Origin of the sequence: Alcaligenes pakistanensis (genome assembly GCF_014652815.1) — a bacterium.
GTDB classification, from domain to species: Bacteria; Pseudomonadota; Gammaproteobacteria; order Burkholderiales; family Burkholderiaceae_B; genus Alcaligenes; species Alcaligenes pakistanensis.
The window spans coordinates 45,029-71,025 of sequence record NZ_BMZN01000005.1 but is presented as its reverse complement, the minus strand read 5'-3'; the positions used below and the strand labels follow the sequence as shown (position 1 = coordinate 71,025).

The 25,997-nt window shown below is 50.6% G+C and carries 22 protein-coding genes; 10 read left to right on the top strand and 12 right to left on the bottom strand.

Going from position 1 to position 25,997, the window contains the following annotated elements; all coding sequences use genetic code 11:
* Positions 1-6: 6 nt before the first annotated feature.
* Genes IE156_RS15745 through argE form a run of 3 tightly spaced genes read right to left on the bottom strand, consistent with a single transcriptional unit; the run spans position 7 to position 3,215 of the window.
* Positions 7-1,011 (bottom strand): ornithine cyclodeaminase family protein, encoded by a 1,005-nt coding sequence (locus tag IE156_RS15745; protein WP_189393601.1) that lies wholly within the window; start codon positions 1,009-1,011, stop codon positions 7-9.
* A 2-nt stretch (positions 1,012-1,013) separates the two neighbouring features.
* Positions 1,014-1,988, bottom strand: coding sequence for a threonine ammonia-lyase (locus tag IE156_RS15740; RefSeq protein WP_189393600.1), 975 nt, complete (start codon positions 1,986-1,988; stop codon positions 1,014-1,016).
* A gap of 30 nt (positions 1,989-2,018) precedes the next feature.
* A complete protein-coding gene (gene argE, locus IE156_RS15735) occupies positions 2,019-3,215 on the bottom strand; it encodes an acetylornithine deacetylase (protein WP_189393599.1) in 1,197 nt (398 codons plus the stop codon).
* A 160-nt stretch (positions 3,216-3,375) separates the two neighbouring features.
* Here argE and IE156_RS15730 point away from each other — a divergent pair, with 160 nt between their 5' ends.
* The 4 genes from IE156_RS15730 (at position 3,376) to IE156_RS15715 (ending at position 6,249) form a co-directional block, all read left to right on the top strand.
* The gene (locus IE156_RS15730) at positions 3,376-3,927 is read left to right on the top strand and encodes a helix-turn-helix domain-containing protein (protein WP_189393598.1); all 552 of its coding nucleotides are present in this window, start codon (positions 3,376-3,378) and stop codon (positions 3,925-3,927) included.
* Between the two features lie 65 nt (positions 3,928-3,992).
* Complete coding sequence (gene mnmE, locus IE156_RS15725; protein WP_189393597.1) at positions 3,993-5,366, top strand: tRNA uridine-5-carboxymethylaminomethyl(34) synthesis GTPase MnmE; 1,374 nt, start codon at positions 3,993-3,995, stop codon at positions 5,364-5,366.
* A gap of 109 nt (positions 5,367-5,475) precedes the next feature.
* Positions 5,476-5,739: a hypothetical protein gene (locus IE156_RS15720; protein WP_229841421.1), complete on the top strand. Its 264-nt coding sequence runs from the start codon at positions 5,476-5,478 to the stop codon at positions 5,737-5,739.
* 117 nt (positions 5,740-5,856) lie between these two features.
* On the top strand, positions 5,857-6,249 hold the full coding sequence (locus IE156_RS15715) for a DUF6180 family protein (protein ID WP_189393596.1): 393 nt from the start codon (positions 5,857-5,859) through the stop codon (positions 6,247-6,249).
* A gap of 70 nt (positions 6,250-6,319) precedes the next feature.
* Here IE156_RS15715 and IE156_RS15710 read toward each other — a convergent pair whose 3' ends face one another.
* From IE156_RS15710 to IE156_RS15690, 5 genes are all read right to left on the bottom strand, one after another.
* Positions 6,320-6,817: a hypothetical protein gene (locus tag IE156_RS15710; RefSeq protein WP_229841420.1), complete on the bottom strand. Its 498-nt coding sequence runs from the start codon at positions 6,815-6,817 to the stop codon at positions 6,320-6,322.
* 178 nt (positions 6,818-6,995) lie between these two features.
* Positions 6,996-7,748 (bottom strand): DUF4880 domain-containing protein, encoded by a 753-nt coding sequence (locus tag IE156_RS15705; RefSeq protein WP_189393595.1) that lies wholly within the window; start codon positions 7,746-7,748, stop codon positions 6,996-6,998.
* A 280-nt stretch (positions 7,749-8,028) separates the two neighbouring features.
* Positions 8,029-8,895 (bottom strand): hypothetical protein, encoded by an 867-nt coding sequence (locus tag IE156_RS15700; RefSeq protein WP_229841417.1) that lies wholly within the window; start codon positions 8,893-8,895, stop codon positions 8,029-8,031.
* Positions 8,896-9,215: 320 nt separating this feature from the next.
* Positions 9,216-10,004, bottom strand: coding sequence for a PhzF family phenazine biosynthesis protein (locus IE156_RS15695; RefSeq protein WP_189393593.1), 789 nt, complete (start codon positions 10,002-10,004; stop codon positions 9,216-9,218).
* 270 nt (positions 10,005-10,274) lie between these two features.
* Positions 10,275-10,628, bottom strand: a complete 354-nt coding sequence (locus IE156_RS15690; RefSeq protein ID WP_189393592.1) for a winged helix-turn-helix domain-containing protein — start codon at positions 10,626-10,628, stop codon at positions 10,275-10,277.
* A gap of 563 nt (positions 10,629-11,191) precedes the next feature.
* Here IE156_RS15690 and IE156_RS15685 point away from each other — a divergent pair.
* A complete protein-coding gene (locus IE156_RS15685; protein WP_189393591.1) occupies positions 11,192-12,109 on the top strand; it encodes a pyridoxal-phosphate dependent enzyme in 918 nt (305 codons plus the stop codon).
* Between the two features lie 217 nt (positions 12,110-12,326).
* Here the strand turns inward: IE156_RS15685 and IE156_RS15680 are convergent, their stop codons facing one another.
* From IE156_RS15680 to IE156_RS15670, 3 genes are all read right to left on the bottom strand, one after another.
* The gene (locus IE156_RS15680; protein WP_189393590.1) at positions 12,327-13,328 is read right to left on the bottom strand and encodes an Lnb N-terminal periplasmic domain-containing protein; all 1,002 of its coding nucleotides are present in this window, start codon (positions 13,326-13,328) and stop codon (positions 12,327-12,329) included.
* A gap of 107 nt (positions 13,329-13,435) precedes the next feature.
* Complete coding sequence (gene asd / locus IE156_RS15675; RefSeq protein ID WP_189393589.1) at positions 13,436-14,284, bottom strand: archaetidylserine decarboxylase; 849 nt, start codon at positions 14,282-14,284, stop codon at positions 13,436-13,438.
* A gap of 221 nt (positions 14,285-14,505) precedes the next feature.
* Positions 14,506-15,873, bottom strand: coding sequence for a diguanylate cyclase (locus tag IE156_RS15670; RefSeq protein ID WP_189393588.1), 1,368 nt, complete (start codon positions 15,871-15,873; stop codon positions 14,506-14,508).
* A gap of 1,391 nt (positions 15,874-17,264) precedes the next feature.
* Here IE156_RS15670 and IE156_RS15665 point away from each other — a divergent pair.
* Positions 17,265-18,323 carry a metallophosphoesterase gene (locus tag IE156_RS15665; RefSeq protein WP_189393587.1) on the top strand — a complete coding sequence of 353 codons (1,059 nt, stop codon included), beginning with the start codon at positions 17,265-17,267 and terminating at the stop codon, positions 18,321-18,323.
* Between the two features lie 1,166 nt (positions 18,324-19,489).
* Here the strand turns inward: IE156_RS15665 and IE156_RS15660 are convergent.
* The gene (locus IE156_RS15660) at positions 19,490-20,659 is read right to left on the bottom strand and encodes a methionine aminotransferase (RefSeq protein ID WP_189393586.1); all 1,170 of its coding nucleotides are present in this window, start codon (positions 20,657-20,659) and stop codon (positions 19,490-19,492) included.
* Positions 20,660-21,526: 867 nt separating this feature from the next.
* Here IE156_RS15660 and mnmG point away from each other — a divergent pair.
* The 4 genes from mnmG to IE156_RS15640 are packed head-to-tail and all read left to right on the top strand — an operon-like array spanning position 21,527 to position 25,897.
* Positions 21,527-23,443: a tRNA uridine-5-carboxymethylaminomethyl(34) synthesis enzyme MnmG gene (gene mnmG, locus IE156_RS15655; RefSeq protein WP_189393585.1), complete on the top strand. Its 1,917-nt coding sequence runs from the start codon at positions 21,527-21,529 to the stop codon at positions 23,441-23,443.
* On the top strand, positions 23,440-24,111 hold the full coding sequence (gene rsmG / locus IE156_RS15650; RefSeq protein WP_189393584.1) for a 16S rRNA (guanine(527)-N(7))-methyltransferase RsmG: 672 nt from the start codon (positions 23,440-23,442) through the stop codon (positions 24,109-24,111). Before mnmG ends, rsmG begins: the two co-directional genes overlap by 4 nt.
* A gap of 2 nt (positions 24,112-24,113) precedes the next feature.
* Entirely contained in the window at positions 24,114-24,929 is an 816-nt protein-coding gene (locus IE156_RS15645; protein ID WP_189393583.1) for a ParA family protein, read from the top strand.
* A gap of 29 nt (positions 24,930-24,958) precedes the next feature.
* Positions 24,959-25,897: a ParB/RepB/Spo0J family partition protein gene (locus tag IE156_RS15640; protein WP_189393582.1), complete on the top strand. Its 939-nt coding sequence runs from the start codon at positions 24,959-24,961 to the stop codon at positions 25,895-25,897.
* Positions 25,898-25,997: the final 100 nt, after the last annotated feature.

Sequence of the window (25,997 nt, the reverse complement as noted above, 5' to 3'; positions counted from 1 at the left end):
ACGCTATTAAAGTTCTACTACTCGTCCATTCCCTTGCATGGCTTGGCGGCTTAACAAGGCTGCCGCCGTCAGTACATCCTCGAATGCCAGTCCCAGGGATTTAAAAATGGTGATTTCTTCATCATTTACACGACCAGCTGCTTGCCCCTCCAAAACGGCCCCCAGCTCATTCAGCTCGGTATCCGCGGACAGGTAACCTTGCTTGCAGGCATTCAAAAACTCACCCGACTCATTTCGTGTTGATTGGGCTCTGTCCACAAACAAACGGCCTGCCGTCATGGTGGGGCCGTCCAGTTCACTGCTGGCCGGCGTGCTAGAGCCCATGGCAGTAATGTGCGTGCCAGGACGCAACCATTCCCGCTGCAACACAGGGGTGGCCGAGCTGGTTGCCGTCAGTACAAGATCCGACTGTGAAACTGCTTCCTGGGCCGATACACCCGCTACCAAGGGGCAATCCAGATACGCCTGGGCTTCTTCAATAAAGTGCTGGGCCGACTGGGCAGAGCGCGTGATCACAAAGACTTTGCTCAAGCGACGCACCTGTGCCACCGCTCGCAATTGCCACAGGGCCTGGTGCCCACCGCCAAACAAAGTCAGCACGCTGGCATCGGCCCGCGCCAGCATATCGGTGGCCAAACCACTAACGGCTGCTGTACGCAAGGCGGTAACACTGCTGGCGTCCAAAATAGCGCGGGTCTCGCCCGTTAAGCCGCTCATTAAGAGCACACAACCCTGATGAGGATCTTTACCCAAACGCACATTGTCTGGAAACAGCGTGCCCATCTTGGCGCCGTACAAAGGTTCGGGATAAATCTCGGGCATGTCGATGCAGGCGGGCATCATGCCCAAAAACCCACTGGACAAGCTGCTGCGCACAATCGTGCGCAAAGGCTGATCAATACGACCTTGCTGCAAGGCGATGAAGCCTTTGCGCATCAGATCAATCGCCGCCCCTAGATCCAACCCTTCATAGACTTCCTGGGCTTTGGCTACATATACCGTTGGCTGCATAATTAACCTTGCGCCAAGGGCGTCGTGATGTGCTGGGTAAAGGTCTCGGTATCCGTGTTGGAGCCACAAAACAGCACGCCCACACGCTGCCCGGCCAGATGCTTGCGCAAGGGGAACATCAAGGCTGCAGTTGCTACCGCGCAGGCCGGCTCGGTTGCCATCTTGAATTCGTTAAACAGGAAATGCATACCCGCGCGGATCTGGTCGTCGTTAACGGTAACCAGCGTGTCAATATTGTCCTGACACACGCGGAAGCTAAATTCGTCGGTATGCGGAGCCATCAAGCTGTCTGCAATAGACTGCATGGCACCGATCTTTTGTGGCTCGCCCGCCTGGCGGCTCAGGGCCATCACATTGGCACCTACCGGCTCAATGCCATAGACCACGCAATCGGGTTGCCACAGCTTGACCGCCGCCGACACACCGGCGGCCAAACCACCACCACCAATCGGTATCAGCACAGCATCCAGCTTGCCCGCTTGCTGCAGCCACTCGTAACCCAAGGTGGCCGTTCCCAGCACCGTCGGATAGGTGCTGAACGGGTGGATAAAGCTCTTCTGTTCGTCCTTTTCGATCTGGCGTACCAGTTCAAAGGCCTGCTCACCGTTGTCCGCAAAGACAATCTCGGCCCCGTACTCGCGGCACAAAGCCACTCGCGCCGGGCTGGCCGTCTTGATCATGACAGTCTTGGCCTTCACACCCATTTGATGGGCGGCATAAGCCACTGCTACGGCGTGGTTGCCTGCTGATACGCAGGTCACCCCTTGTTGGCGAGCCTCTTCGGACAAGCTCAACAAGTTATTGAACGCACCGCGTGCCTTGAAGGTGCCCGAGGCTTGCAGATGCTCAAACTTGAAATTGACCGCGCTATCCAGACGCCGGGTTTGGTAGTCGAACACCGGCGTCTGGCGCACATAGGGACGCAGACGCTCATGCGCCTGCACCACATTTTCCTGGGTAACTTTTTCTGTTGTCATGGGTTCGCGTTGAAACCTGTTTATCTATTTTTAAGAGGCCAGAGCCTGGCTACGGATCAGGGCGCGCAAGAACTGCTCGCACTGATCAAGCTGGGCTAGCTCCACATACTCATCAGGGCGATGGGCCTGTTCGATATTGCCAGGGCCACAAATAATGGAAGGAATCCCCGCTTGCTGGAACAGACCTGCCTCCGTGCCATAAGCCACTTTGCGCACGGTGTCATCACGCGTCAGTTCACGCACCAGCTTGGTAATCGCCGCTTGCTCTTCAGGGTTCAGGCCGGGGGCGCTGGCCAGTTTCTCCAATTCCACCAAAGCATCGGGGTGCTCGCGACGCATGGCAGGCAGGATCTTCAGGTCGATGAACTCGCGGATTTCCTGCAAGATGGGTTCCGGGTCTACGCCAGGCAGATTGCGATATTCAAACTCGAACTCGCACAGATCAGGCACCGTGTTCAAGGCGATACCGCCGCGAATCATGCTGGTCTGCAACGTTGTGAAGGGCACATCAAAATCATGGTCATACGGCCCCATGCTCTTGTAATCGTCGGCCAGATCACGAATCGCCGTGATGATGCGCGCCGCATGCTCAATGGCATTTACACCCTTGGGCGTCAGCGACGAATGTGCCGCATGGCCATGTACCCGACAGCGGTAGGCATTGATGCCCTTGTGCGCCACGATGGTGCGCATGCTGGTGGGCTCGCCCACCACACAACCTTCAGGATCAATGCCCCGGCGCACCAGATCATCAATCATCACCGGTGCCCCCACGCAACCCACTTCTTCGTCGTAGGAATAGGCCAAATGGATAGGTTTAGCCAGCTTAGTGGCCAACATCTCGGGAACCAGTTGCAGCGTCACACCGACAAAACCTTTCATGTCGCAAGTGCCACGTCCATACAGGCGATCGTCGCGGATCTCCGCCTTGAAAGGGTCGCTGCTCCAGTTCTGACCGTCCACCGGGACCACATCCGTATGCCCGGACAGGACAATTCCGCCAGTGCGCGTGCCATCGGCTGCCGGGATGGTGGCAAACAGATTGGCCTTGCGACCACTGGCGTCATGTGTCAGCACGGTTTCCAGTCCTTGCAGCTGCAAATAAGCCTGCACATCGTGAATCAGTTCCAGGTTAGATTCCCGGCTTGTCGTATCATAAGCAATCAGTTTTTGTATCCATTCCACCGAGGTAGAGGGATAAGCAGTAGGATCAAACAACGCAGTCATGCCTTCTTTCTCCCAGCGTAAAGCGTGTAGTTCTATACAATAGGACGGAATTTTCTTATAAGAAAATTAATAATATTTATAAGAAAACGGTTTCTTACTTCTTTAGGTTATGACAAAAGACTTAGCCAACACCGCCCCCAACTTAATTAGCAAAACAGCTATGGGGGCGCGCATACGTGATGAACGCAAACGACAGGGCTTAACCTTGTTGATGTTGGCACGCTTATCCAATGTATCTTTGTCCACCCTGTCCAAGGCCGAACGCGGCCTGATTGGCCTGAGCTACGAGAAATTCCTGGCCGTCAGCCGTGCCCTGAAGATGGATTTATCTGATCTGTTCAAGGCTCCCCGTGATCAGAACGAGTCCGGCATGGATATTCTGGTTGGCCGGGCTTCGCGCACCGTGACGTACCATGCACATCGCTACGAATACGGCATGCTGGCCTCGGAATGGATCAACAAAAAAATGACGCCCATGCACGGCCGCGTCCTGTCGGGCGAACCCCGTGACGCCACAGACTTCAGCCAGCATGAAGGCGAAGAGTTTATTTTTGTGATCGAAGGTCAGCTGACCATGCAGTTCCAGGACGGCCGTCGCCATGTCCTGCAAGCGCGCGACAGCATCTACTTCAAAAGCAATCTGGGCCACCTGTACCTGTGCGAGCACGGAGAAAGTGTCGAGATTCTGGTGGTTTGCGTGAACAATCACTAGGCCCAAACCAGCCCGTTGGCTCCATTACAATACGGTTCTGTTTCGCCTTTTTGATTGATCTGCCCATGTCCAATTCTTCCCCTATCGTGGCAATTGCCACCGCCCCCGGCCGGGGTGGCATTGGTGTCATCCGTGTGTCCGGCACGGAGCTTGCCACACTGATCCAAATCCTGTTTGGCCGCACGCTGCAAGCGCGCCACGCCCACTTTCTGCCCTTTAAAGATAAACACGGCGAGGCTATTGACGAGGGCATCGCTTTATTCTTCAAAGGCCCACATTCCTATACCGGCGAAGACGTGCTGGAGCTACAAGGCCACGGCGGTCCGGCCGTTCTGCGACGCTTGCTAGACCGTTGTCTGGAAGCCGGTAAAGACCTGGGCCTGCGCCTGGCCGAACCGGGTGAATTCACCCAGCGTGCCTTTCTGAACGACAGACTGGACTTGGCTCAGGCCGAAGCCGTGGCTGACCTGATCGACGCCTCATCGGAGGCCGCCGCCCGCAGCGCCGTCGCCTCCCTGTCCGGTGTGTTCTCCAACAACGTCAACGCCTTGGCCGACCGCATCATCCACCTGCGCATGCTGGTAGAAGCCACTCTGGACTTTCCCGAAGAAGAAATCGACTTCCTGGAAAAATACCAAGCTGCGGCGACGCTGCAAGGCATACAGGACGAGTTGGAACGAATCCTGCAACACTCGCGCCAAGGGGCAATCTTGCGCGAAGGCCTGCACGTCGTCCTGGCAGGCCAACCCAACGTGGGCAAATCCAGCCTACTCAACGCGTTGGCCGGTGAAGACGTAGCTATCGTGACTGACATCGCAGGCACCACCCGCGACCGCGTCATGCAACTGATCCATATCGACGGCATCCCGCTACATATCGTGGACACAGCGGGTTTGCGAGACACAGAAGACACAGTCGAGCGTATTGGCATCGCCCGCACCTGGGACGAAATTGCCAAAGCCAACGTGATCGTGCACCTGCTGGATGCCCGCAACCCGCAAGACGAGTTGGACAGCGCCATTACCAGCCGCCTGCCATCACATGTGCCCGTTCTACGTGTCTATAACAAGATAGACTTGCTAGCACCTGAGCAACAGGCTGCGTTGCCCGCACAGGAAAGTGGGGCAACCGTACTACCCATTTCTGCTCGTAAAGACATAGGGCTGGATACGCTGCGCCGTACTTTGCTGGATATCGCGGGCTGGAACCCCGGCAGTGAATCCCCCTGGCTGGCGCGAGAACGTCATCTGCGGGCTTTGGAAAGGGCGGAGTATCACCTGGGTATGGCCGCAGAGCACGCCACACACAGCGATCAGGTGCTGGATCTGTTTGCAGAAGAGCTACGCCTGGCTCATCTGGATTTATGCTCGATTACCGGCGAATTCAGCAGCGATGATTTGCTGGGAGAGATCTTTTCCAGTTTTTGTATTGGGAAGTGATACAGAACACCGAGGCGCCCCTCAGCGCCTTGCCGCTTGGCCTTGGGATACGTTCGCTGAGAGAACGTCAAAATCGTTATTGATCGGGCTATAGAATCTTGCTACCGAAATGACCAACCACAACGTCATGCAGGAGCAATTGCATGCCGAAACCCCAATCCCCCGCGAACACGAGCAGAATAACCGCAGCGTACGCGATATGGTCGGTCAACGCGGTATCCAGCCCGAACAACTTCCCGCTGAGGAAGATATCCAAAAGCTGGAGCGCCGCGTTAAAACCGAAGAAAAGAAATTGCTTAAGCAAACTGGAAAGCTTCCGAGCTCAAAGCAATCAGGTTCAAAAATTATTCAATCAGATGACTGCTGCCAGTGACATCGCCCCCACCTCAGTAAAAACCCGAAACTTAGCCCTGAATTAAGTCCTATCAAAGCCCGGCTTCCGGGATCAGGACTATGCTGAGCTTTCCATCGTCTCCTGCGGGAGGGCGTCATGCGCACACTAAGCAAGTGGGTTTTGATGGCCAGCTTGATCCACCCGGCCTGGGCAGTAAAGGCCCAGGATCTAGGGCCGATTGAGTTGGAAGCCGAGCAGCGTTCCATCTCCCGTTTAAACGTGTCCCAGTGCCTGGATACGGTCAAGCAAACGGCCGCCGGGGAGGGGTATCAGCAACGTAATGAGACTGACGCCAGCAACAATCAATTAGCGGTATATATGGGCGCAGCACCCCTTGGGGGCGGCTCGCTGGTGGTGTATTGCATTGGCCTGAACCCCTCGACGGCCTACATCATCCTCAGCAAAGCACAAGTCAGCGCGGATCTGATGTCGCTCCACCAGCTCAACCACAAGATTACCCAGGCCTTAACGGTGACTACTCAGCCCTAAGGCTTAACCAGGCGTATAACGCCGGAATAAACCCTCTGCGCCCCAACACACCAAACCAGCCGAACAGCTTTTACTTCATCAACAAATTCGCGACATCCATACGGGCATCACCATCCAGTTCGATGTCGTCCATGATCTTGTTCAGCATGGCATACGCGCTGGACAGGGCGCCGTTCAGGCTGGTCAGCTCGCTTTGAACACGCTCCAGTTCCTGCGCTTTTTCGGCTTCACTGCCCTTATCACTGGCCTGTACTCGCTGCAGCTCCATCAATTTCTGCTGAATCTGCTCTTTCAGGTCGCGGATGCGCTTAAGTATGTCTTTAATGCCATCAGGCAAGGAGCTGTCATCAATGTCCTTATCACGCTCATTTTTACTAGCCTGCTGACTAGTCAATGACAACTCTTTTCCTAGAGCCGACAAGCTCACCTTGATGCGCCCTGATGAGTCTATGTTGCCCCCCGCTTCCTGCTCAGGCAACACAGGGGGAGTGATGGCAGCGTGTAAAGGCTCGGCTATGGGCAAGTTTTGACTATGAACTAAACCCTGCCCATTGATCTCTATGGTCATAATTTTCCCTCTTGAACAAGTCATCCCACCGTGGTTACGGCTGAAACCAGGCAGGTCTTTACCACCTTGAATTAATAAGAATGGGATTTCGTTTACTAGGCGATAGCCACGCCGAGATAAACGGTAGATTGTTCCTGAACTGGACGTTCTAAGCGCCCAAAATGTAAGAGGCCGACTGTCAGTCGGCCTCATTAGGAGAAACGGGGGCGGGTTGGACCCGTTTCATTCCAGACCATCGATCCACATCAATATGCTGACCTGGGATCAATACTCGAGTCTGCCTGCGCCACCAAGTACCGCTGGATACTTCAACGGAGCCGGTATCCACGACAAACTTCATTTGGTTGCTGTCCAGAAAAGCGGTGAACTGCCCTTTATTACTGCGTGCCTGAGCAAAGCTGGTGAAAACCGTTACGTTCTTCTGGGTTGGGTCAGACAAGAGCAACAACACCTGGCCACGTAACAACTGCACATTCAATCTGTCATCGTATTCACGCACGTCAATTTCCGAGTCAGGGCTTAACTGCAGTACAGAGCCATCCGGGAAGCGTTGCTCCAGCATCTGTGTGCCAGAGACCAGGTGATCTTGTCGCAGTACCCGTTCAGGCCAAGAGAAAAATACAGTAAGACCAAGAGCAAGTACCAGCAAACCAGCCAGCAAGCCACGGTGATAAGGCTTCAGTAAAACGGTTTTTTCATCCGAGTCGGCCAATAAACGGCGTATTTCATGCTCGGGAGCATCCAGGCTAGCGTCACAAAAATAACAAATGTATCGATATGAACGTTCATTCTCAGGATTGTCACGACGCCAATCCTCGAACTCCCGCAATTCGGCGGCCGTGGCCTCGCCGGAGTTCAAGCGAGTAAACCAATATGCGGCCTGCGCATGAGCCTGCGTATGTTCCGGCAGCTCCCCTTGATAGGTAGTCATAGCGGCATCTAACCTTGTTCAGTTAAGCCAGCAATAGGACGGTTTCAGTACGACGGAGAGCCCCTTCCGCCCGATGCCAAAACCTTAGAAAACAAAATCAGTAGCAAGCACTCTCTAGCTGTCTGCTTTTGAAAACGATGCGTTTTTATTTTATACAATCGCTTCAAATGCTTACATTAACTCAAATTGAGCCAATCAAAACAAATTCGCCTTATTTAATTACACTCACCACAAAAAAATTGCAGATTACAGGTAAAAAAAGCCAGGAGCAGGCCGTTAACTAGTGAAAAGCGTCCAAAACCTGACCGTTTAGCAGATCATGGAAGCGTGCTGTCACTTGATCCTGATTCTCGCCCGCCGGTAATTGCATTCTCAATAACAAAGGCCACTGCGGGAAAAGACGATAATTGGGTGTGGACAGTTCTGTCCCTACCAAATAGTTGAAACCACCTAATTGGATTTCCTGGGCTAACTGGGCCCTCGACAAATAAAGCAGTTCTTTATTTTTATCGACTGAGAAATAAGCACGCTCCAACGGTAAGCCCCAGGCACGAACCTGCAAACCATCGGCTTCTATACGAACTATCCAGCGATCCTGATCACGCTCTCCATTGGTATAGAGCGTGCCCTCAGGCCGAGCTTGAATCAAGGTACCAGCAGGCAAATCCAGCACAAAATCCTTGGCTGCACTCCTATTGGAAGCTGCTGCATACGGACTCCAGGCAGAAATTTGATTGCCCTTGGCCAAAAAGCAGCTAACAAACGTAAAACCACTCTCTACCGAGAAATCCTGTTGCATTTCAAGTGTTTGACGGCCATCACATTGCCAACCTTCTAATTCTGTATCCGCGGCCAGCTGTAGCTGCCAATTGGAATCAGCCAGATCCGGGCGAGGGCGCTGGAAGGACATCACGGGGGCATCGCCCACCATTACAGCCTGCGGAAAACGGGCCCAAGATACGCTATCCGGATCACCCCAAACTTTCAATTCCAATTCGGTACCCACCGGCATTTCGACTCCGGCAAAACGGCCTGGCTCTTTTAAAATATGCTGACGACTAGCTAGTTCTTCCTGCCGGCTTTTGCCGTACTGATAGGCGTCCCATTGAAAAATGCTGTAGTAAACCGCCAAAAGCAGCAAAGGCACTAAACACAGTATTCGCGGCCAAGGATTTTTCTTAAAGTTTGTACGGCGTCGAGGCTGTACAAAAAGCAAAACCACCCAGACCAGCAAGATAATCAGCGCAAGCGGCCCCAGCGTAATAAGCAATAAGAAAATCAAAGAAAACGGGGCGACAGGGATCATAAGAGCCTGAAAATCATTTAAAAGTCACGACAAAAAAGCCGGAAGAAAACAGGGCTCATCTTGTTGATTGAAACACTGTTACAAAGGGACGGCAAAGGAATGTCCAGAGACCAGACAGGCGCAGCAACTAGCTACACCTGCCCACAACATACCCAGTGCTCTTAGGCTACCGTGATATGGCCTTCCAAATACATGACGGCCTGGCCTTTCAAGAAGACTCGCTCGCCACTTAAGGTGCAATCAAGCACACCACCACGGGCGGAAGCCTGATAGGCCAACAAATGATTCTTGCCCAGAATAGGTGCCCAGTAAGGCAGCAAAGCACAGTGGGCCGAACCCGTCACCGGATCTTCTTCAATACCGTGTCCGGGCGCAAAAAAACGGCTGACGATATCAAATTGTCCCGTACCCCGCGCGGTAACAATACACCCGTCGCAACCACTGGCCAGCATAGCGGCGAAATCAACCTGTAGCTGACGCACCTGTTCTTCGGACTCGAAAACAACCAAATGGGTGAAATCATTACGCCACAATTGCGTAATCTTGCTTCCCAAGGCTTGTTCCAGCAGTGGGCTATCCTCCACACGCGTGACAGGACGAGCAGGGAAATCCATCACATAGCCCAGCCCATCACGTCGCACCGTCAAGGCGCCACTTAAGGTATGAAACACAACCTGGCTGTCCTGCGGACGTAGATGCTGAAGCACCACTGCCGCACTGGCTAAAGTCGCATGACCGCACAAGGGCACTTCTACTGTGGGCGTAAACCAGCGCAGGCGAAAATCCTCGCCGTGAGGGACCAGGAAAGCCGTTTCAGCCAGATTGTTTTCCTGTGCAATGGACTGCAGCAGGGCATCGTCAGGAAACACGGACAGCAACACCACAGCGGCAGGATTACCTGCAAACAAGGTATCGGTAAAGGCATCAACCTGATAAATAGGTAATCGCATTCTGCCTCCAGGCAAGGGATTGAACATGAGTCCTCAGTATAGAAAAATAGACTCATTGAAGGCAGATAAACCGCTGTAATTTAGGCACTCTTTTAATGCCCTCGATCCTCTCACTCTTTTTTAAGCGCCCGACGCTGGCCATGTTTTGGCTTATCGCTTTTTCTGATCCAGCAGCTGGCCTAAGCATGCTCAGCTTATTAATCCGAAAGACGAGGCTTATTTTTTACGGCTCAGAAAATGCTCACCATGCACCCTCGGCCCTGAGGGCAATCACACATTAGCCGCTTCTAAAAGACAGGCCGAAAGACGATCAAAATGCAGCAGGGCGGCCTGACTGAGATCAACCTGTTTGCGACGGGTGTCTTCTGTGTCGCTCAAGACAATCCAGCCCTTTTCGCGCATAGATTTAAGCCGGGTGTGAATGGTCGCGGGCGATCCTAGCCGTTCTACGGCCATGACATCGCGTACCGACAAACGCAAACAGTCTTTAGACGCCTTGGCCACCAACACCAAGATACGCTCTTCAAGAGGGTCCAGGCACGGCAAGCAAGGCAGGGTATGCAGCGTATCGGCGAGCTGCAAAAAACGCATATAAATATCAGCAGGTCTGGTGGCAGTTTTCATAACAAAATCTTTATTCCTTTAAGAGCCGCTACAACAGCGTCTTTTCTAGAAATAAGTTCTGGTTATTATTGTTTTTATTCCGTTCAGGCAAAGCAAAAAACAACACTGCTTTATGGCCCGAGTGATTGGAATGAGTTTTTGTGCTTATCATGCACATAAAATTAAACGCTTAAGACACAGTCTTCATTCCTAGTCGGAAAGGGTCTTGAGTCGGGCGAATTTCTTGGAATTTTAGCAGATAAGCCCTTGATTTAGCTTGAACACTGTGGCTCTGGCGAAGCGAAATTGTAAGAAGGTGCAGACAGGAAGATAAGTAGTAAGTTGCCTCACATTAAACGCTGATTAGAGGACTTAACGGCAGGCGCAAGGTTCGTTACAAAATGCAGGCCATGGCGATATAAGCATCCTTTTCCAACCGTTTTACCGTCCACTTGCTCTGGCAGCCAAAAACACTAGCCCTGATCTTTAGCCACTTGTGTTTCAGACCTATAAAATGGAATGAACCGGGCCTGGATCGCCCAATGCGCCCCCTCAGATCACTCTAAAATCTGGAACAATAAGAAATGATTCTTCATCTTGAGACACCACTTATTTACTCACACGCCTTAAGCGATCAACTGGGTAAGAAAATATGGTTGAAAATGGATGCGCTGCAACCGAGCGGATCATTCAAAATTCGAGGGATTGGTCACTTATGCCAGCACCACGCCCATCAGGGCAAAAAACGCTTCATCATTTCTTCGGGCGGTAACGCCGGCATTGCTGTGGCCTATGCTGGTCGTCGCTTAAATATTCCCACTTTGGTTGTCGTACCCGAGAGCACCAGCGAACATGCCAGACGCTTGATTCAACGAGAAAAAGCCGAGTTGCATGTCATTGGCAACAACTGGCAGGAAGCCCACGAATACGCCCTCACCCTGGTGCAAGAAGATGATGCTTTAATCCATCCCTTTGACGACCCGTTGCTGTGGGAAGGCCACGCCAGCATGATTAGCGAGGTCGCTCAGTTGGGCATACAGCCGGACGCAGTGTTGTTGGCCGTCGGTGGCGGGGGACTGTTAAGCGGTGTGGCGCAGGGTCTACAACAACACGCCTGGAACCAGACCCATATTATTGCGGTCGAGACCCAAGGGACGGCCTCCTTAGGCGAATCGGTACGACAACGTCAGCACATTACCCTGGACGAGGTCAGTGGCGTGGCGACCTCTTTAGCCGCGCCACGAGTCTGCGATCAAGCGTATACGATCAGCCAGTCTCACCCCACCACTTGCGTGCAGGTAAGCGACGCCCAGGCGGTCAGCGCTTGTCTGCGTTTTTTGACTGACCATCGCGTGCTGGTGGAGCCCGCTTGTGGCGCTGCCTTATCGACCCTTTACCTGGATCACGAAGCATTAGCTCCCTACCAAAACATTCTAGTTATTGTCTGTGGTGGCAACACCATGACGCTGGAGCAGTTGGTGCAGTGGCGGGCGACACCTTAACAAGCGCCCTAGCATTTCCAAAAAAGCAGATCCTCTATAGCAATCCCCAGCACCGAAAAAAACCATAATTATAAAAAAACCCCATCATATTATTTTAATATGATGGGGTTTCTGTTTATTTTATTGGCCTTATATTCGTTATAAATTTAAGATCGATATAATTAAAACATATGTTTCACGTGGAACAAAACACGTTCAAAACCGCTAAAAACAAGGCTTAAAGTGGTTTTACCAAAGGCAAGCCTTGACGAATCACGCTAGAAAAATCTTGCCCTGGATGCTGCGTTATCGCACGCGGGTTGATATAGCCCAGCTGTTGCAGTTCCTTAAAGCTGTAGCCCGGCGCCAAAGCGTTCAGGCCATACACATACTCGGCCAAGTAACCCGAAGCCAGTACCCGCCAGTCCCATGGCACCCCATCTACAATCTTGGACACCATGTCATAAACAATGGTGGTGCAGTTAGCCGTCAAGGTGTTGTAAAAACGGGGGCTGGTCTGCAAACGCTGCCCTTGCTCAACATACGATAAAAACAGCGCCTGCATGGCGGGCTTTGGTAACTCCACGCTGTACATATACACATCTTCGCCACGAGCATTACTACGGGTGCGCACAATATCCTGTTCTGTCGCAGCAATCAGGCTTAGCTCAAATTCCTTGAAAAACCCGCCTATCGCCGAAAAGGACTCCTGCTTTTCCTTACGTATTTCTACGGAAAACACCACATGACGCCCATCATCAAAACCAAAAGACACCAAAGTATGAGCAATGACCGGCCCCATCCAATAAGACAAGAACATATCCACTGATTTCAGGGTCTGTAAATCGTAATCCTGGCTTACCCAGTGCTCATCAAAGTCAGTTTCGCTACGCCAGGTAAAATCCCGCACATTGTGCAGCGTCACTACCGAGCCTTGGATCTCGCCATGGCTCATTCTTGCGACATCAGCAGCCCATTCCCTATCATTGCTCGGTGCAATGCTGCTCCACCATCCCACCAACACAAGAAAACTCAAAGCCTGCGGTACTAACAGCCAGTTTTTACCCTTGCTCAGCGCATACAGACTTAGCACGGCCACAGCTAGCCATCCGGCCAGTGCGACCCAACGTCCCAGGCCTGCCTGCAGCTGAAACTCTATGGCCAGCGTCCCCCAGGCCGCAACCACCAAGACCAGCAACAAGAGCAAAATCTTGATCACCATTGTCCACCACCTTTTCATACACACTCCACACACATCCTAAGGACAAATTGCATTTGACCGTATGAACAATCAAAAAAAAACCTGTGTCCACTTGAACACAGGTTTTATTCATTAGAAAACAGGGTTTAGCCCTGATAGCCCATCGCCTGCCCTTGGCGAATAAGGCCTTGCGGCTGCCAGCTAGAGTCAAAACGGTAGCCACTTTCCTTGGGAAATAGCATCACCACCGTAGAACCCAACAAGAAACGCCCCATTTCCTGGCCTTTATCCAAGGCGATATGCTGGTTCTCGTAGTTCCACTCACGGATCTTGCCATCACGGGACGCATTCACAACACCATGCCAGACAGTCACCATGCTGCCCACCACCGTCGCCCCCACCAGCACCAGGACAAATGGCCCTTGCTCGGAATCAAACAGGCAAACCACGCGTTCGTTACGGGCAAACAGGCCCGGCACACCACGCGCCGTCGTGGGATTAACTGAGAAAAGATCACCCGGCACATGAATCATGCGCTTTAATACGCCCGCACAAGGCATGTGTACCCGGTGATAGTCCTTAGGACTCAAATACAGGGTCGCAAACAGGCCATTCTCGTAGCGGGCAGCCTCCTGGGCATCGCCTCCCAATAAAGCCGTGGTGGAGTAGCTGTGGCCCTTGGCCTGGAAGACTTCAGCGCCTTCAATAGGCCCAAGCTGGCTAATTGCACCATCGACAGGGCTAACCAGCGCCGTATCAGCAATAGGGCGGGCACCCGGAAGCAACGCGCGGCCAAAGAACTCGTTGAAAGTCGCGTAGCTGCCTGGATCAGCGTTTTCAGCCTCGCTCATATCGACCTGGTAGCGATCAATAAAGCGCTTGATGAGCCAGGTCGTACGCCCACCCAGGGGTTTGGAGGCCACGCGGCCAGAAAATGCGGTCAGCGCCTGTTTAGGTAACAGATACTGGGGAAGAACAGCAAAACGGGGATGCATAAAATCAGCTCGCAAACAAAACCCGCTTCAGCCACAGGCTAAAGCGTCTATGCCATTCAAATTAGATGTGCCTCTCGCACCACATCATGCCTGAGTACCCAGTACTTCCGGTCTCAAGGGCGCCAGGAATCGGGCGCAAAGCACTGGCATGAACAAAACAATACGCACTTGTAGCACAGGTTGCCGCCATACGACATAAAAGCGCTGACGGGCTTGTCCTGTCAGACAAACACGACCCGATCGCGTCCTTCTTCCTTGGCTTGATACAAGGCTCGGTCTACCCGGCGCAGTGTGCGTTCATAGTCCGGGTGAGCATCGTACAAAGCCACACCAATACTGGCCGTAATATTCAAACTTTCACTATCAGCAACTCGGAAGGTTTCCGCATGAATGCGCAGACGCAAATTACGCGCGGCGCGCATGGCACCTTCCGCATCGACATCCACCAGCACCAGCAAGAACTCTTCGCCCCCAAGACGGAACACATAATCCCCTGCGCGGGCACTATTACTAAGCAGCTCGGCAAACTGTCGCAAGACCCGATCACCCGCATCATGTCCATGGGTATCGTTAACACGCTTAAAGAAGTCGATATCCACCGCCAGCAAGGCAAAACGCGAACCCCGCTGCTGGGCGTAGCCCACTTCCCGGCTAAGCACCACAGGAAGGTATTTACGGCTTAACAGGCGGGTCAGCACGTCACGGCCGGATTCAAGCTCGTTTTGTTGCTCAAACAGGCGATCCAGGTGCAAACCAATCGCCCGGGTTCGATCACGCAGCTCATGCAGACGCTGGATCTGCCCTTTAGGCCCATCTTGCTCAAAGGCTGGCAACAATTCAGTGTCGATCAGACCCATCAAATCCAGGATTTCCCGGCTCTCGACGGTTCCCTGGAAGGCATGTGCCCCCTTATGTTTGAACCAGATCCCAAAATCCGAATCCCCGATACGGGGAGCGGGCGTTGCTTCATTATTAACAGCCATCGCAAACATAAACAAATTTTCCCAATCCAGCAGGGCTGCGCGCTGCCGGCCCCGTTCGGCCGCTACGTTCTGCACAATGGCAAACAGACGATACGACTCCTCGGCACGGGATTTTCGTTCACGTGAATTGGCATAGGCATGACTCATCAGCTCCATCGCCAAATCAATAAAATTCTGTACATAGTGAAAGCACTCCCAGGCCTGCTCGGGGGTGATGTCAGGGGACTCAAAAAAGAAACGCGCGTAGCGTCCCTTTAGCAAACGCGCCCCACGCAAGACCAAATGAACCGGCACCCCCACTCGGGCATGGACTTCGCCTACCTGGTTCTGCAGCTTCACCTGATCCTGCATATCGCTATGCTCATCCACCGAAAACAGCTGTATCAGCCAACTTCGCAAGGAACGATGCAAACGCTTGTGCACCTGATCATGCGACAGATACACCTGCGCGGCAGGGTGCTTGAGCATATGCGTATAAAAGTGAGTCGCAAGCTCGTCCTGGTTATCTTGAGTGATAGTCAGTACATGAGCACGGACCGCCGGTGGCACTTTCTGAAGCAAGCCATGCCAGTCCTGAGCGGCTTCTTCGATATTCGGTTGAGGCATGAAGTACGGGGAGGGTAGCGAGACGATACTTAAGGGTTAAACAGCCTTGGCGGCAATTGTTACATGGGGGGAGATTTCGCGCTATTTCTTATAGCGATCCAGGCCACTGGCAAGCAGGAGAATACCCCTGTCGTCCACGGGGTAAAAACATACCCCTTAAAGATAAGTGGATGATTGCACCGGCTCACAGCGACAAGCGCAGTTCCTGCATCCAAGCCAACATCTGACATCGACGCAACCAGACACGCATCTGCAATCCAAGCACAGGGTTTTGTCGGCTGAAACACCGTTAAAGTTCCTGCACTTGCTGATTCTCCTATCAAAGCGAGTGGCTGACAAAGTGAATCGGGGGCTATGGCCAAAAAGCCACGATTAGGGGTCGGGCAGAAGCTACCCAAGGACAGAGCAAGGCTCTGATTAGCTTGAGTGGCTGGTCCATGAGCCCACCAAGACGATAGCCGGATGAATCCACAGACAAGTGGATATAGCTCACGTCAGCACTACTGTCCCAATCAAAATCATTGATCGTATCAATGCTGCTATCGGTAATTTTTTTCTGGTAACGATTTTTCCGATCTCTAGATAGATCCACAAACTATTTAATAAAACGGTCTATCTCTATCTATTTTTAGTTTCATTTCAATAAAAAATAAAAACAATTAATGAAATTAATTTTTATGAAATATCAGAATAAAAAGATAAAAATAATTTATATCAAATTGACGTTTGTATTAAGTTTTCTTCAAAGATTAATTTAAAAATAAGATATTTAATGAAAATCAAAGACAAAACGCCATGACTGAAAAACAAAACAAGGAGTTTGTTTTTTCCAGAAAACAAATTACGGTCGTGATAAGACGACTTATCCACAGAAAAGAATAAGAAAGAAATCCACAAACTTACTAACAGAACCGATTAAACCAAAAATGGAAATATGATTTCAGGAAGAATTGGCGGTTGATAAGAAAGTGAATAAGTTGTGGATATTATAAAGGCTTAATCCGGCTTAAAACGTGGATCCGATGAGCCCATGCGTCTTCCCCTAGGCAGACGCTGCAAGCAGGCCAAGTTAGCCCAGAAAACAGCTCAAGGTCTGGACAAAAAAGCTATATTTAGGGCTGCTTCTGGCTCTTGGGGCCTGTGGATAAGCTCCAAGTAGGCCTGTTGTGGACGTGCTGTGGATGAAAAGGGGATAAGTCGCCTGTCTTTCGGGACCTCAAATTTTGTCCAGTTTTGGTCCACCGGCTCCAGAGGGATGCTGCACAGGCAAAAATGTCCTGTAAATAGTTGAAATCAAAGCTAAATTTCAACCTATTCGACTTATCCACAGACATCCATTATCCATTATTAGTTATATATATAGTTATTACTAAATAAAGATCTAGTCACCCATGCCCAACTTTCTTGTACAAGCTTTACCTACTGGTTCTTTAGACATCATCGGTGATGTACACGGAGAGCTTGAAGCCCTACAACGACTGATCCAAAATCTGGGATACCAGGAAGATGGCTCACACCCAGATCAACGAAGCTTGATATTCGTTGGAGATTATTGTGATCGAGGTCCAAACAGCCCTGGTGTTATTGAATACCTTAAGTCCTTGATAAATAATAATAAAGCTAAAGGAATTTTAGGTAATCATGAAATAAATCTTCTAATAGACGATGCAAAAGATGGTTCAGGTTGGTACTTTGAACAGCGTTATCAGTCTGATTTAAAGAATTACGCACCATTTAAGCGTGTAAAACCTCAAAATAGAGACAAACTACAAGAATTTTTAAGCTCACTACCCATTGCATTAGAAAGAAGCGACCTTAGAATCGTGCATGCAGCTTGGAATAATTCATCAATTGATGCTATTCGATCTGTAAAAACTGAAGATTTTTTTGAATTTTTCTTTGAATGTGAGCGTAAAGCAGATAGTTATGCAGAAAAAAAAGGAATTTTGACTAAATATCTGAGAGCTAAAGAAGAATGGAAAGAAAAAATTGAAGATCCAAAAACTACGATGCCTCTATTGCAGGCCTACATTGACTACGATCTAGTCAAAAATGACTTCAACCCGATCCGTTTGTTGACCTCAGGAACTGAAGGGGCTGCCAGTCAGCCATTTTTTGCCGGCAACCGTTGGCGTTTTTCGGATCGCACCCCCTGGTGGAACAGCTATCAAGACGATATTCCAGTAGTTTTTGGCCATTACTGGCGTCAGCTATTCCCTCAACCAGTAGCAAAAATGTCTAAATATTCCTTATTATTCAAGGATATAGATCCATTTTCCTGGCATGGTCTAAAGAAAAATACCTTTTGCGTGGACTTCTCCGTTGGAGCTCGCTGGCGTGATCGCCGCAAAGAACAAGCCCCTGAAGACTCGGCTTTTCACCTGGCTGCATTACGTTGGCCAGAGAAAATCATCATGACGGACACCGGTTTTACCCAGGCTGTACGTTAATCCCTCTTTTTTCTTCACTGTTACAATTTTCTTTCCTGTGGATAAGCTCTAGGAAGCCCATTGTGAACAGGGTGTGGATACATAAGGCATAAGTAGGTACTTCTTTGTTTAGCTTGAAAGTTGTACCTAAACCATCCACCGGTAAGCAGTAGATCTATCCCCGTAAAAAATACGACTAAGCTCTTGTTTTTACATGGTTAAAGGTACTTGTTCGACTTATCAACAGCCTTCCATCCAGTAATTCTAATAAAATATTTAAGTGCTTGTTATATAAGATAAGTTCAAGCTCCTACCTGGCAGGGCTCAACCCTTTGCAAGCCAAATGTTCTCGACTAAGATGCAGTCCATGAACAAAAATCACGATCTCGCTCAAAGCTGGCTTATGCATCTTTTGCATACGGAAATCCACGCCGCAGAAACTGAAAATTTATTTTCAGAACCAGGCAAGATCGAGTTTGCTACGCTCTCCCGGGCTTTTCTTTCAGTATGAGAAAAACTCAAACAAGGGGACGGCAGGCAAAAGATATGGGTTCTTGTTGAACGGCTTGACTGGCTGAAGCAGGTGATTACCCCAGAGGGCACTGAGGTAGGAACTTGTACTAGGTCAATCTCATTTGAATTTTTGACTTATCCACATTTTGTGGGTAAAGCGCATGCTTACTGCGGTGATTCGCTTGTCTAGCTTTGCTGTGCGTTATGGGCTGTGTTTTTTCACAGTTCAGGTAGATAGCTAAAGTAGGTAATGTTTAAATAAGTACTTGTTTTATATATATATTTTTTGTGGTTTTAACATTTAAACCGAGCTGTCTGCTTGCTGGGCAGGCACACCGAGGAGATCAGGTCATTTAGTTTTCTTTCCGTTTTCTTAAGGAAAAAGAAGCGATAACTGGGCAAAAAATCAGGGTTGCCCCCAAAGTTATCAACAGGATGGCTTTTAGAGGCTGGTGTGGCTGTTTTACATCCGACGTCTCGCGGTGCACAAAACAAGGGTTTCGTGGTTTGTGTTCGATGTATTGCGATCCACTTGTTTTGTTTTGTGCTGCAGCGCAAGAATACAGCCAAGGCGGCAAGTACGGCAGGCAAGACAGAGGTGTGACTTGTCCACAAAAATTGGGGCGAAAAAAAACCGCCTGTCGGCGGTTGGATTAGAGCTCTGAAACCAGGTTTTAGACCTTTTGTAGGCGTTCTATGGCTTGGTCCAGGGTGCTAGGCTGCTTAGCAAAACAAAAGCGCAGCAACCGATGATTGGCTTGTTCAGAATTGGGATTCAGGTAGAAGGCAGAGACCGGGATTGCGCCTACACCGTAGGCCTGATTCAAGTGCTTGGCAAAGTCCAGCTCGGGCAAGTCAGAAATATTTTCATAGCTAGCCAGCAGAAAAAACGTTCCCTCGCTGGGCATAGGCTTAAAACGGGTTTGTTGCAGCCCTTGGTGCAAATAGTCGCGTTTTTCCTGGTAGAACGCAGGCAGGCTCTCCCAGGTAGCGGGATCTTGCATATAGCTTGCTAAACCCGCCTGTAGGGGGCTAGGAACGGTAAAAACAGTATATTGATGCACTTTGCGGATTTCGGTGCTCAAGTAGGCGGGTGCGCAGCAATAACCTACCTTCCAGCCTGTAGCATGAAAGGTCTTGCCAAAGGACGATACGATGATGGCCCGCTCTGCCAGTTTAGGGCGGCTAGCAAGGCTTAGATGCTCTTTTTGGTCGAAGGTTAGATGTTCATAGACCTCGTCAGACAAAATCATCAAGGGATGTCTATCAACGATCTGTTCCAAGGCATCCAGGTCCTGGGGACACAAGATGGTGCAGGTTGGATTGTGAGGGAAGTTAATGACCAGCATACGTGTTTTGCTGCTGATCGCTTTTTCAACACGATCCCAGTCGACCCGATAGTAAGGCACCGCCGCGTCAGGCGCAGTCATGGGTACGGCAACCGGGATACCGCCGGCTAACTGGATAGCAGGGATGTATAGGTCATAGAAGGGCTCAATGACGATCACCTCATCGCCAGGATGAACAAAGGCTTGAAAGCTCGCCATCAAGGCTTCAGTGGCGCCGCTGGTCACTGTAATTTCTGAGTCTATATCGTAGAGACGCCCATAGCGCCGCTGAGTCTTGTCGGCAATGGCTGCTCGCAGGGCCGGGTAGCCGGCCATTGCTGGATACTGGTTTATGCCGTCCAGCATTGCCTGGTGTACCGCCTGGATCAAAGCAGGGTCGGGATTGAAATCTGGAAAGCCTTGGCCCAGATTAATAGCTTTGTGCTCCAAAGCTAATTGGCTCATGGTTGTAAAAATAGTGGTGCCCACAGAGGGGAGCTTGGATTTGATCTGCATGGGTCTACTGGCATGAATAATAAAAATGCACCCACTATTCAGATTTAAGCGAAAGTTGGGTGGCGAAGTAACAGACGAATTCCTGTCGAAAATACCATAGATTGCTCTCTTGCCTGTTGGTCATGGAACCACAGCAATAGGATGCTTTTTTACATCGATATAGCTATTTCCTATTTAGAGCCAAGGTGGTCTTGATTAACCCCGTAAAAAGAATGCTGATTTCCCTATAGCTTAGGACCTGTGCTTTGGCCTTCTTGTCCACCCATTGAAGGGAAGGGCAGTTGTCTCGCTGTGATTGCTCCGATCAGCGAAGTGGTCTCTCTTTTTAAGTAGCAGACTGCAGGGAATTTTGGGCGCATGATTGTGCCCATTTTTGTGTCTACGTGAAGGGCGTGAGTAGCTAAGTGTCTGCCTTGAGTAAAGAAGCGAAGGCATTTTTCACTGTGAATTTCCTAGAAATTTTCTTATCGCCAGATTGTTAGGCAATATTCCTGTCCATCAGGCAGTATTTCTTTTTATTGCTCTGTTATCCACAATTTTGCCTCCTGTTAAACAGCTTCTATAGCCCTATGTCTGGAGACCGTGCCTAGATAGTCGCTTTTACGGTATTTAAGGGCTATAAGCGCGCCTTTTATGGCTTCCATCAGATACGGTGGTAGGCCGGAGTTTTGTGGTAGAAGCGCTTGTTGGGTTTTATGGGAAGACCTGGGGATAAAAAATGGTCTATTTCTCCACAAAGTTATCCACAGTGGTATTTACGCAAAAAACTGTGTTCCACGTGGAACAGATAGTGGTTCCATATGTTTCACGTGGAACATACGCCGCTGGTAATCGTATAATTGGTTTTTACTTTTAAGCTGTTCTGACATGATTTATCCCGAAGAGTTTGACGTTATTGTCATAGGCGGCGGACATGCTGGTACCGAAGCGGCTTTAGCGGCAGCTCGAACCGGCGTGTCTACCTTACTGCTAACCCATAATATGGATACCCTTGGGCAGATGTCTTGCAACCCTTCTATTGGGGGCATTGGCAAGGGGCATCTGGTTAAAGAGGTCGATGCTCTGGGCGGGGCAATGGCGCTGGCCACTGACTACGCAGGCATACAATTTCGCACCTTGAATGGTTCTAAAGGCCCTGCTGTTCGGGCTACGCGTGCCCAGGCTGATCGTTCCTTGTATCGCAAGGCGATCCGGCAGGTTCTGCAAAACCAAGCTAATTTAATGGTGTTCCAGCAGTCGGTTGAAGACTTGATTGTGGAAGGCGATCGTGTTGTTGGTGCGGTAACTAAAATTGGATTGGAGTTCAAAGCCAAGTCTGTAGTTTTAACTGCGGGTACTTTTTTGAACGGTCTGGTCCATGTGGGCTTGAATAATTACTCTGCCGGCCGGGCAGGGGATCCACCGTCCATTAGCCTGGCACATCGTCTGCGTGAATTGAAGTTACCGCAAGGACGATTAAAGACGGGGACGCCTCCACGTATCGACGCCAATACGATTGATTTTTCCCAGCTGGAAGTGCAGCCTGGGGATAGCGATCCTATTCCGGTCTTTTCGTATATGGGGGATGTATCCATGCATCCCCGACAAATGCCGTGCTGGGTAACCCATACCAATGAGCGTACTCACGAAATCATTCGTTCCGGTTTAGACCGTTCGCCTATGTATAGCGACCAGGGGACGATTGAAGGTATAGGCCCGCGCTACTGCCCGTCTATTGAAGACAAGATTCATCGTTTCGCGGATAAGAATAGCCATCAGGTTTTTCTGGAGCCCGAGGGCTTAAGTAGCACTGAGATTTATCCAAACGGCGTCTCCACCAGCCTGCCTTTTGATATTCAATTAGCGATGGTGCGCAGTCTGCCTGGTTTAGAAAATGCGCGCATTATGCGCCCGGGCTACGCGATTGAATACGATTACTTTGATCCTCGATCCTTGTACCCAACTCTGGAAACCAAACAGATTCGTGGTTTGTTCTTTGCTGGTCAAATCAACGGTACAACTGGTTACGAAGAGGCGGCTGCTCAAGGTTTGCTGGCCGGGGTGAATGCAGCGCGTTTGGCACGAGAAAAAGAGCAATGGTATCCCCGTCGTAACGAAGCCTATCTGGGTGTCTTGGTGGATGATTTGATCACCCGTGGGGTGACCGAGCCTTACCGTATGTTTACCTCTCGTGCTGAGTACCGTCTGAGCTTGCGCGAAGATAATGCAGATCAACGTCTGACCGAAATGGGGCGTGAACTGGGCCTGGTGGATGACGCCCGTTGGGATCATTTCAACCGTAAGCGTGATGCTGTCGCACGTGAAATAGAACGCTTGAAAGGCACTTGGGTTAATCCTCGTAGCCTGCCTGCTGAACAGGCACAAGCATTGTTAGGTAAAAATATTGAACGCGAGTACTCCTTTTTTGATTTGTTGAAGCGCCCTGAGGTGGACTACTCGAAACTGATGGCGGTACTGAACGATCAAGGCCATTCTGTTGCTGGCCCTGGGCTAGATGATCCAGTGCACGTTGAGCAAGTGGAAATTCAGGTCAAGTATGCGGGCTATGTGGCGCGTCAGCAGGATGAGGTTACTCGCCAAGCGGCTCTGGAAGAGCAGGCTATCCCTGAAGATATGGACTACGACGACATCAAAGGATTGTCGATTGAAGTGCGCCAGCGTTTAAAGGCGGCCAAGCCTTTGACTGTTGGCCAGGCTGGGCGTGTTCAGGGTGTAACACCAGCTGCGGTTTCCTTATTGTTGGTACATCTGAAACGCAGGCAAAAAAATAAACATACGGCATGAGCGATATTTTTTCTAAACGCCTGAATCAGGCCTTGCTGGATTTGGGTCTGAGTCAGAACCCAGACTTGGTTCGCAAGCTGCTGGATTATATAAATCAGTTGCAGCGTTGGAACCGCACTTATAATCTGACCGCTCTGCGTGACCCAGATCAAATGCTGGTGCAACATATTTTTGATAGTCTGTCGATTGTTCGACCTTTCCAGCAGTACCTGGATAGCGCCCCTCAAACAGCTCAAAAATCTGTGCGGATTGTGGATGTGGGTTCAGGAGCTGGGTTGCCGGGAGTTGTTTTGGCAGCTTCATGTTCCACGTGGAACATTACCTGCATTGATGCTGTCGAGAAAAAAATGGCATTTGTTCGGCAAATGGTTGGGGTATTGAGCCTGCCCAATTTGTCGGCAATGCACGTTCGTGTAGAGCAGCAGGAACCCATGCAGGCTGATATTGTGGTTTCCCGAGCTTTTTCTTCGCTGCTTGATTTTGTAAATTTGGCAGGTAGGCATGTGCGCCCAGGTGGGCGCATTGCAGCTATGAAGGGTAAAGTGCCCGATATGGAAATAGCCGCATTGCAATCTGAAAGTAATTGGCAGGTCGAGCGAATAGAATCATTAACTGTACCGGAGCTAGAAGCACAGCGTTGTCTAGTGTGGTTGGTGCAGCAAGGATAATCATGAGTAAAAACGACGAAAAATCTCCCCGTGCCTATGTGTTTTGTATTGCTAACCAGAAAGGCGGGGTCGGAAAAACAACCACAGCTATCAATTTGGCAGCTGCACTTGCGATACTGAAGAAGAAAGTTTTATTGATTGACCTGGATCCCCAGGGTAATGCCACTATGGGTAGTGGTATTGATAAAAACAACCTGTCCGGCAATCTGTACCAAGTTCTGATTGGTGATGAAAGTATTTCTAACGTTAAGATACGTTCTGAAACAGGTGGTTATGACGTATTGCCTTCCAATAGGGAGCTGTCAGGCGCCGAAATCGATCTGATCCAGATGCAGGAGCGCGAGCAACAACTCAAACAGGCGCTTGCTCAAGTATTGGACGATTACGACTTTGTCCTGATTGATTGCCCACCTACCTTGTCACTGCTGACGCTTAATGGCCTGGCCAGTGCGCATGGGGTCATCATCCCTATGCAGTGCGAATACTTTGCGCTGGAAGGGCTGTCGGACTTGGTTAATACGGTTAAGCGGGTCTATCGCAATATCAACCCGGATTTGCAGTTGATTGGTTTGCTGCGAGTGATGTTTGATGGTCGTGTTACCTTGCAGCAGCAAGTCTCCAATCAGATCGAGACGCACTTTGGCGATAAGGTGTTCAAGACAGTTGTGCCACGTAATGTGCGTTTGGCTGAAGCGCCAAGCCACGGTATGCCAGGTATTGTGTATGACAAAAACTCCCGGGGCGCCAAGGCTTACATGGACTTTGGCAAAGAGCTGATCAAGCGCTTGAAGAAAGACTCCCGCAGCGATAAGGCGTAAGGCACACAAGAATCAATAGGAATGTAAGCATGGCTACACGAAAACCCAAAGGTCTAGGTCGAGGCTTGGATGCCTTGCTCGGCGCGGACGCAGGCGCTATCGCAACCATAGGGAAAAAGGGCGAAGTTCGGGCTGATGATGGCCCGCCTTCCAGTTTGCCCGTCAAACTGCTTAAAGCCGGGGTGTATCAGCCGCGTACTCGCATGGACGAGGGCGCCTTGAACGAGCTGGCCGAGTCCATCCGCGCACAAGGTGTGATGCAGCCTATCCTGGTGCGCCCTTTGTCGGGCAAGGATAAAGGCAAGTACGAAATCATCGCCGGTGAACGTCGCTTTCGCGCATCGCAGATTGCAGGTCTGGAAGAAGTGCCAGTCCTGGTGCGCGAGGTAGGCGACGAGAACGCCGCCATCATGGCCCTGATCGAGAATATCCAGCGTGAAGATTTGAATCCGCTGGAAGAGGCGCAAGGGGTCAAGCGTTTACTGGACGAATTCGGTCTGACGCACGAGCAAGCCGCCCAGGCGATTGGCCGCTCACGGTCCACCACCAGCAACCTGCTGCGTTTGATCAACCTGGCTGAGCCTGTGCAGATCATGCTGCTGGCCGGTGATATTGATATGGGCCATGCCCGTGCTTTGCTGGCCATGGATGCGGCGCGTCAGATCATGTTGGCTAACGAGGTGATTGCTCGTCGTTTGTCGGTACGTGAAACTGAGAAGCTGGTCGCCCGTGCCTTGCACGAGGATGATGAGCCTGCCAGCAAACAAGCGCAAAACAAAGCTGGCCGGAATGGTGATGTACAGCGCTTTGAAAAGGTTTTGTCTGACCACCTGGGTACTAAAGTGACTTTAAAGGTCGGTGCCAAGGATAAAGGGCAGCTGCAGATCGCTTTTCATGGTTGGGAACATCTCAATGCTTTGTTGGAAAAGCAGGGCTTGTCGTCTTTGCTGGAACAAACCGACGATTAAGCTGTACCAACGTAAGCGCAAGAAGACAAAAAAGCCGACCTTGAGTCGGTTTTTTTGCGAGTAAATCCCTACCAGCTAGAAAAATGGATTGCAGAGCCAA

Coding starts and splice junctions, on each gene's coding strand:
- IE156_RS15665 (WP_189393587.1), top strand. CDS start 17,265: ATGCCCAACTTTCTTGTACAAGCTTTACCTACTGGTTCTTTAGACATC.
- IE156_RS15705 (WP_189393595.1), bottom strand. CDS start 7,748: ATGACTACCTATCAAGGGGAGCTGCCGGAACATACGCAGGCTCATGCG.
- IE156_RS15680 (WP_189393590.1), bottom strand. CDS start 13,328: ATGAAAAGGTGGTGGACAATGGTGATCAAGATTTTGCTCTTGTTGCTG.
- IE156_RS15640 (WP_189393582.1), top strand. CDS start 24,959: ATGGCTACACGAAAACCCAAAGGTCTAGGTCGAGGCTTGGATGCCTTG.
- IE156_RS15690 (WP_189393592.1), bottom strand. CDS start 10,628: ATGAAAACTGCCACCAGACCTGCTGATATTTATATGCGTTTTTTGCAG.
- IE156_RS15730 (WP_189393598.1), top strand. CDS start 3,376: ATGGGGGCGCGCATACGTGATGAACGCAAACGACAGGGCTTAACCTTG.
- IE156_RS15740 (WP_189393600.1), bottom strand. CDS start 1,988: ATGACAACAGAAAAAGTTACCCAGGAAAATGTGGTGCAGGCGCATGAG.
- mnmE (WP_189393597.1), top strand. CDS start 3,993: ATGTCCAATTCTTCCCCTATCGTGGCAATTGCCACCGCCCCCGGCCGG.
- IE156_RS15645 (WP_189393583.1), top strand. CDS start 24,114: ATGAGTAAAAACGACGAAAAATCTCCCCGTGCCTATGTGTTTTGTATT.
- mnmG (WP_189393585.1), top strand. CDS start 21,527: ATGATTTATCCCGAAGAGTTTGACGTTATTGTCATAGGCGGCGGACAT.
- IE156_RS15660 (WP_189393586.1), bottom strand. CDS start 20,659: ATGCAGATCAAATCCAAGCTCCCCTCTGTGGGCACCACTATTTTTACA.
- IE156_RS15720 (WP_229841421.1), top strand. CDS start 5,476: ATGACCAACCACAACGTCATGCAGGAGCAATTGCATGCCGAAACCCCA.
- rsmG (WP_189393584.1), top strand. CDS start 23,440: ATGAGCGATATTTTTTCTAAACGCCTGAATCAGGCCTTGCTGGATTTG.
- IE156_RS15695 (WP_189393593.1), bottom strand. CDS start 10,004: ATGCGATTACCTATTTATCAGGTTGATGCCTTTACCGATACCTTGTTT.
- IE156_RS15710 (WP_229841420.1), bottom strand. CDS start 6,817: ATGACCATAGAGATCAATGGGCAGGGTTTAGTTCATAGTCAAAACTTG.
- IE156_RS15715 (WP_189393596.1), top strand. CDS start 5,857: ATGCGCACACTAAGCAAGTGGGTTTTGATGGCCAGCTTGATCCACCCG.
- IE156_RS15685 (WP_189393591.1), top strand. CDS start 11,192: ATGATTCTTCATCTTGAGACACCACTTATTTACTCACACGCCTTAAGC.
- IE156_RS15745 (WP_189393601.1), bottom strand. CDS start 1,011: ATGCAGCCAACGGTATATGTAGCCAAAGCCCAGGAAGTCTATGAAGGG.
- asd (WP_189393589.1), bottom strand. CDS start 14,284: ATGCATCCCCGTTTTGCTGTTCTTCCCCAGTATCTGTTACCTAAACAG.
- IE156_RS15670 (WP_189393588.1), bottom strand. CDS start 15,873: ATGCCTCAACCGAATATCGAAGAAGCCGCTCAGGACTGGCATGGCTTG.
- argE (WP_189393599.1), bottom strand. CDS start 3,215: ATGACTGCGTTGTTTGATCCTACTGCTTATCCCTCTACCTCGGTGGAA.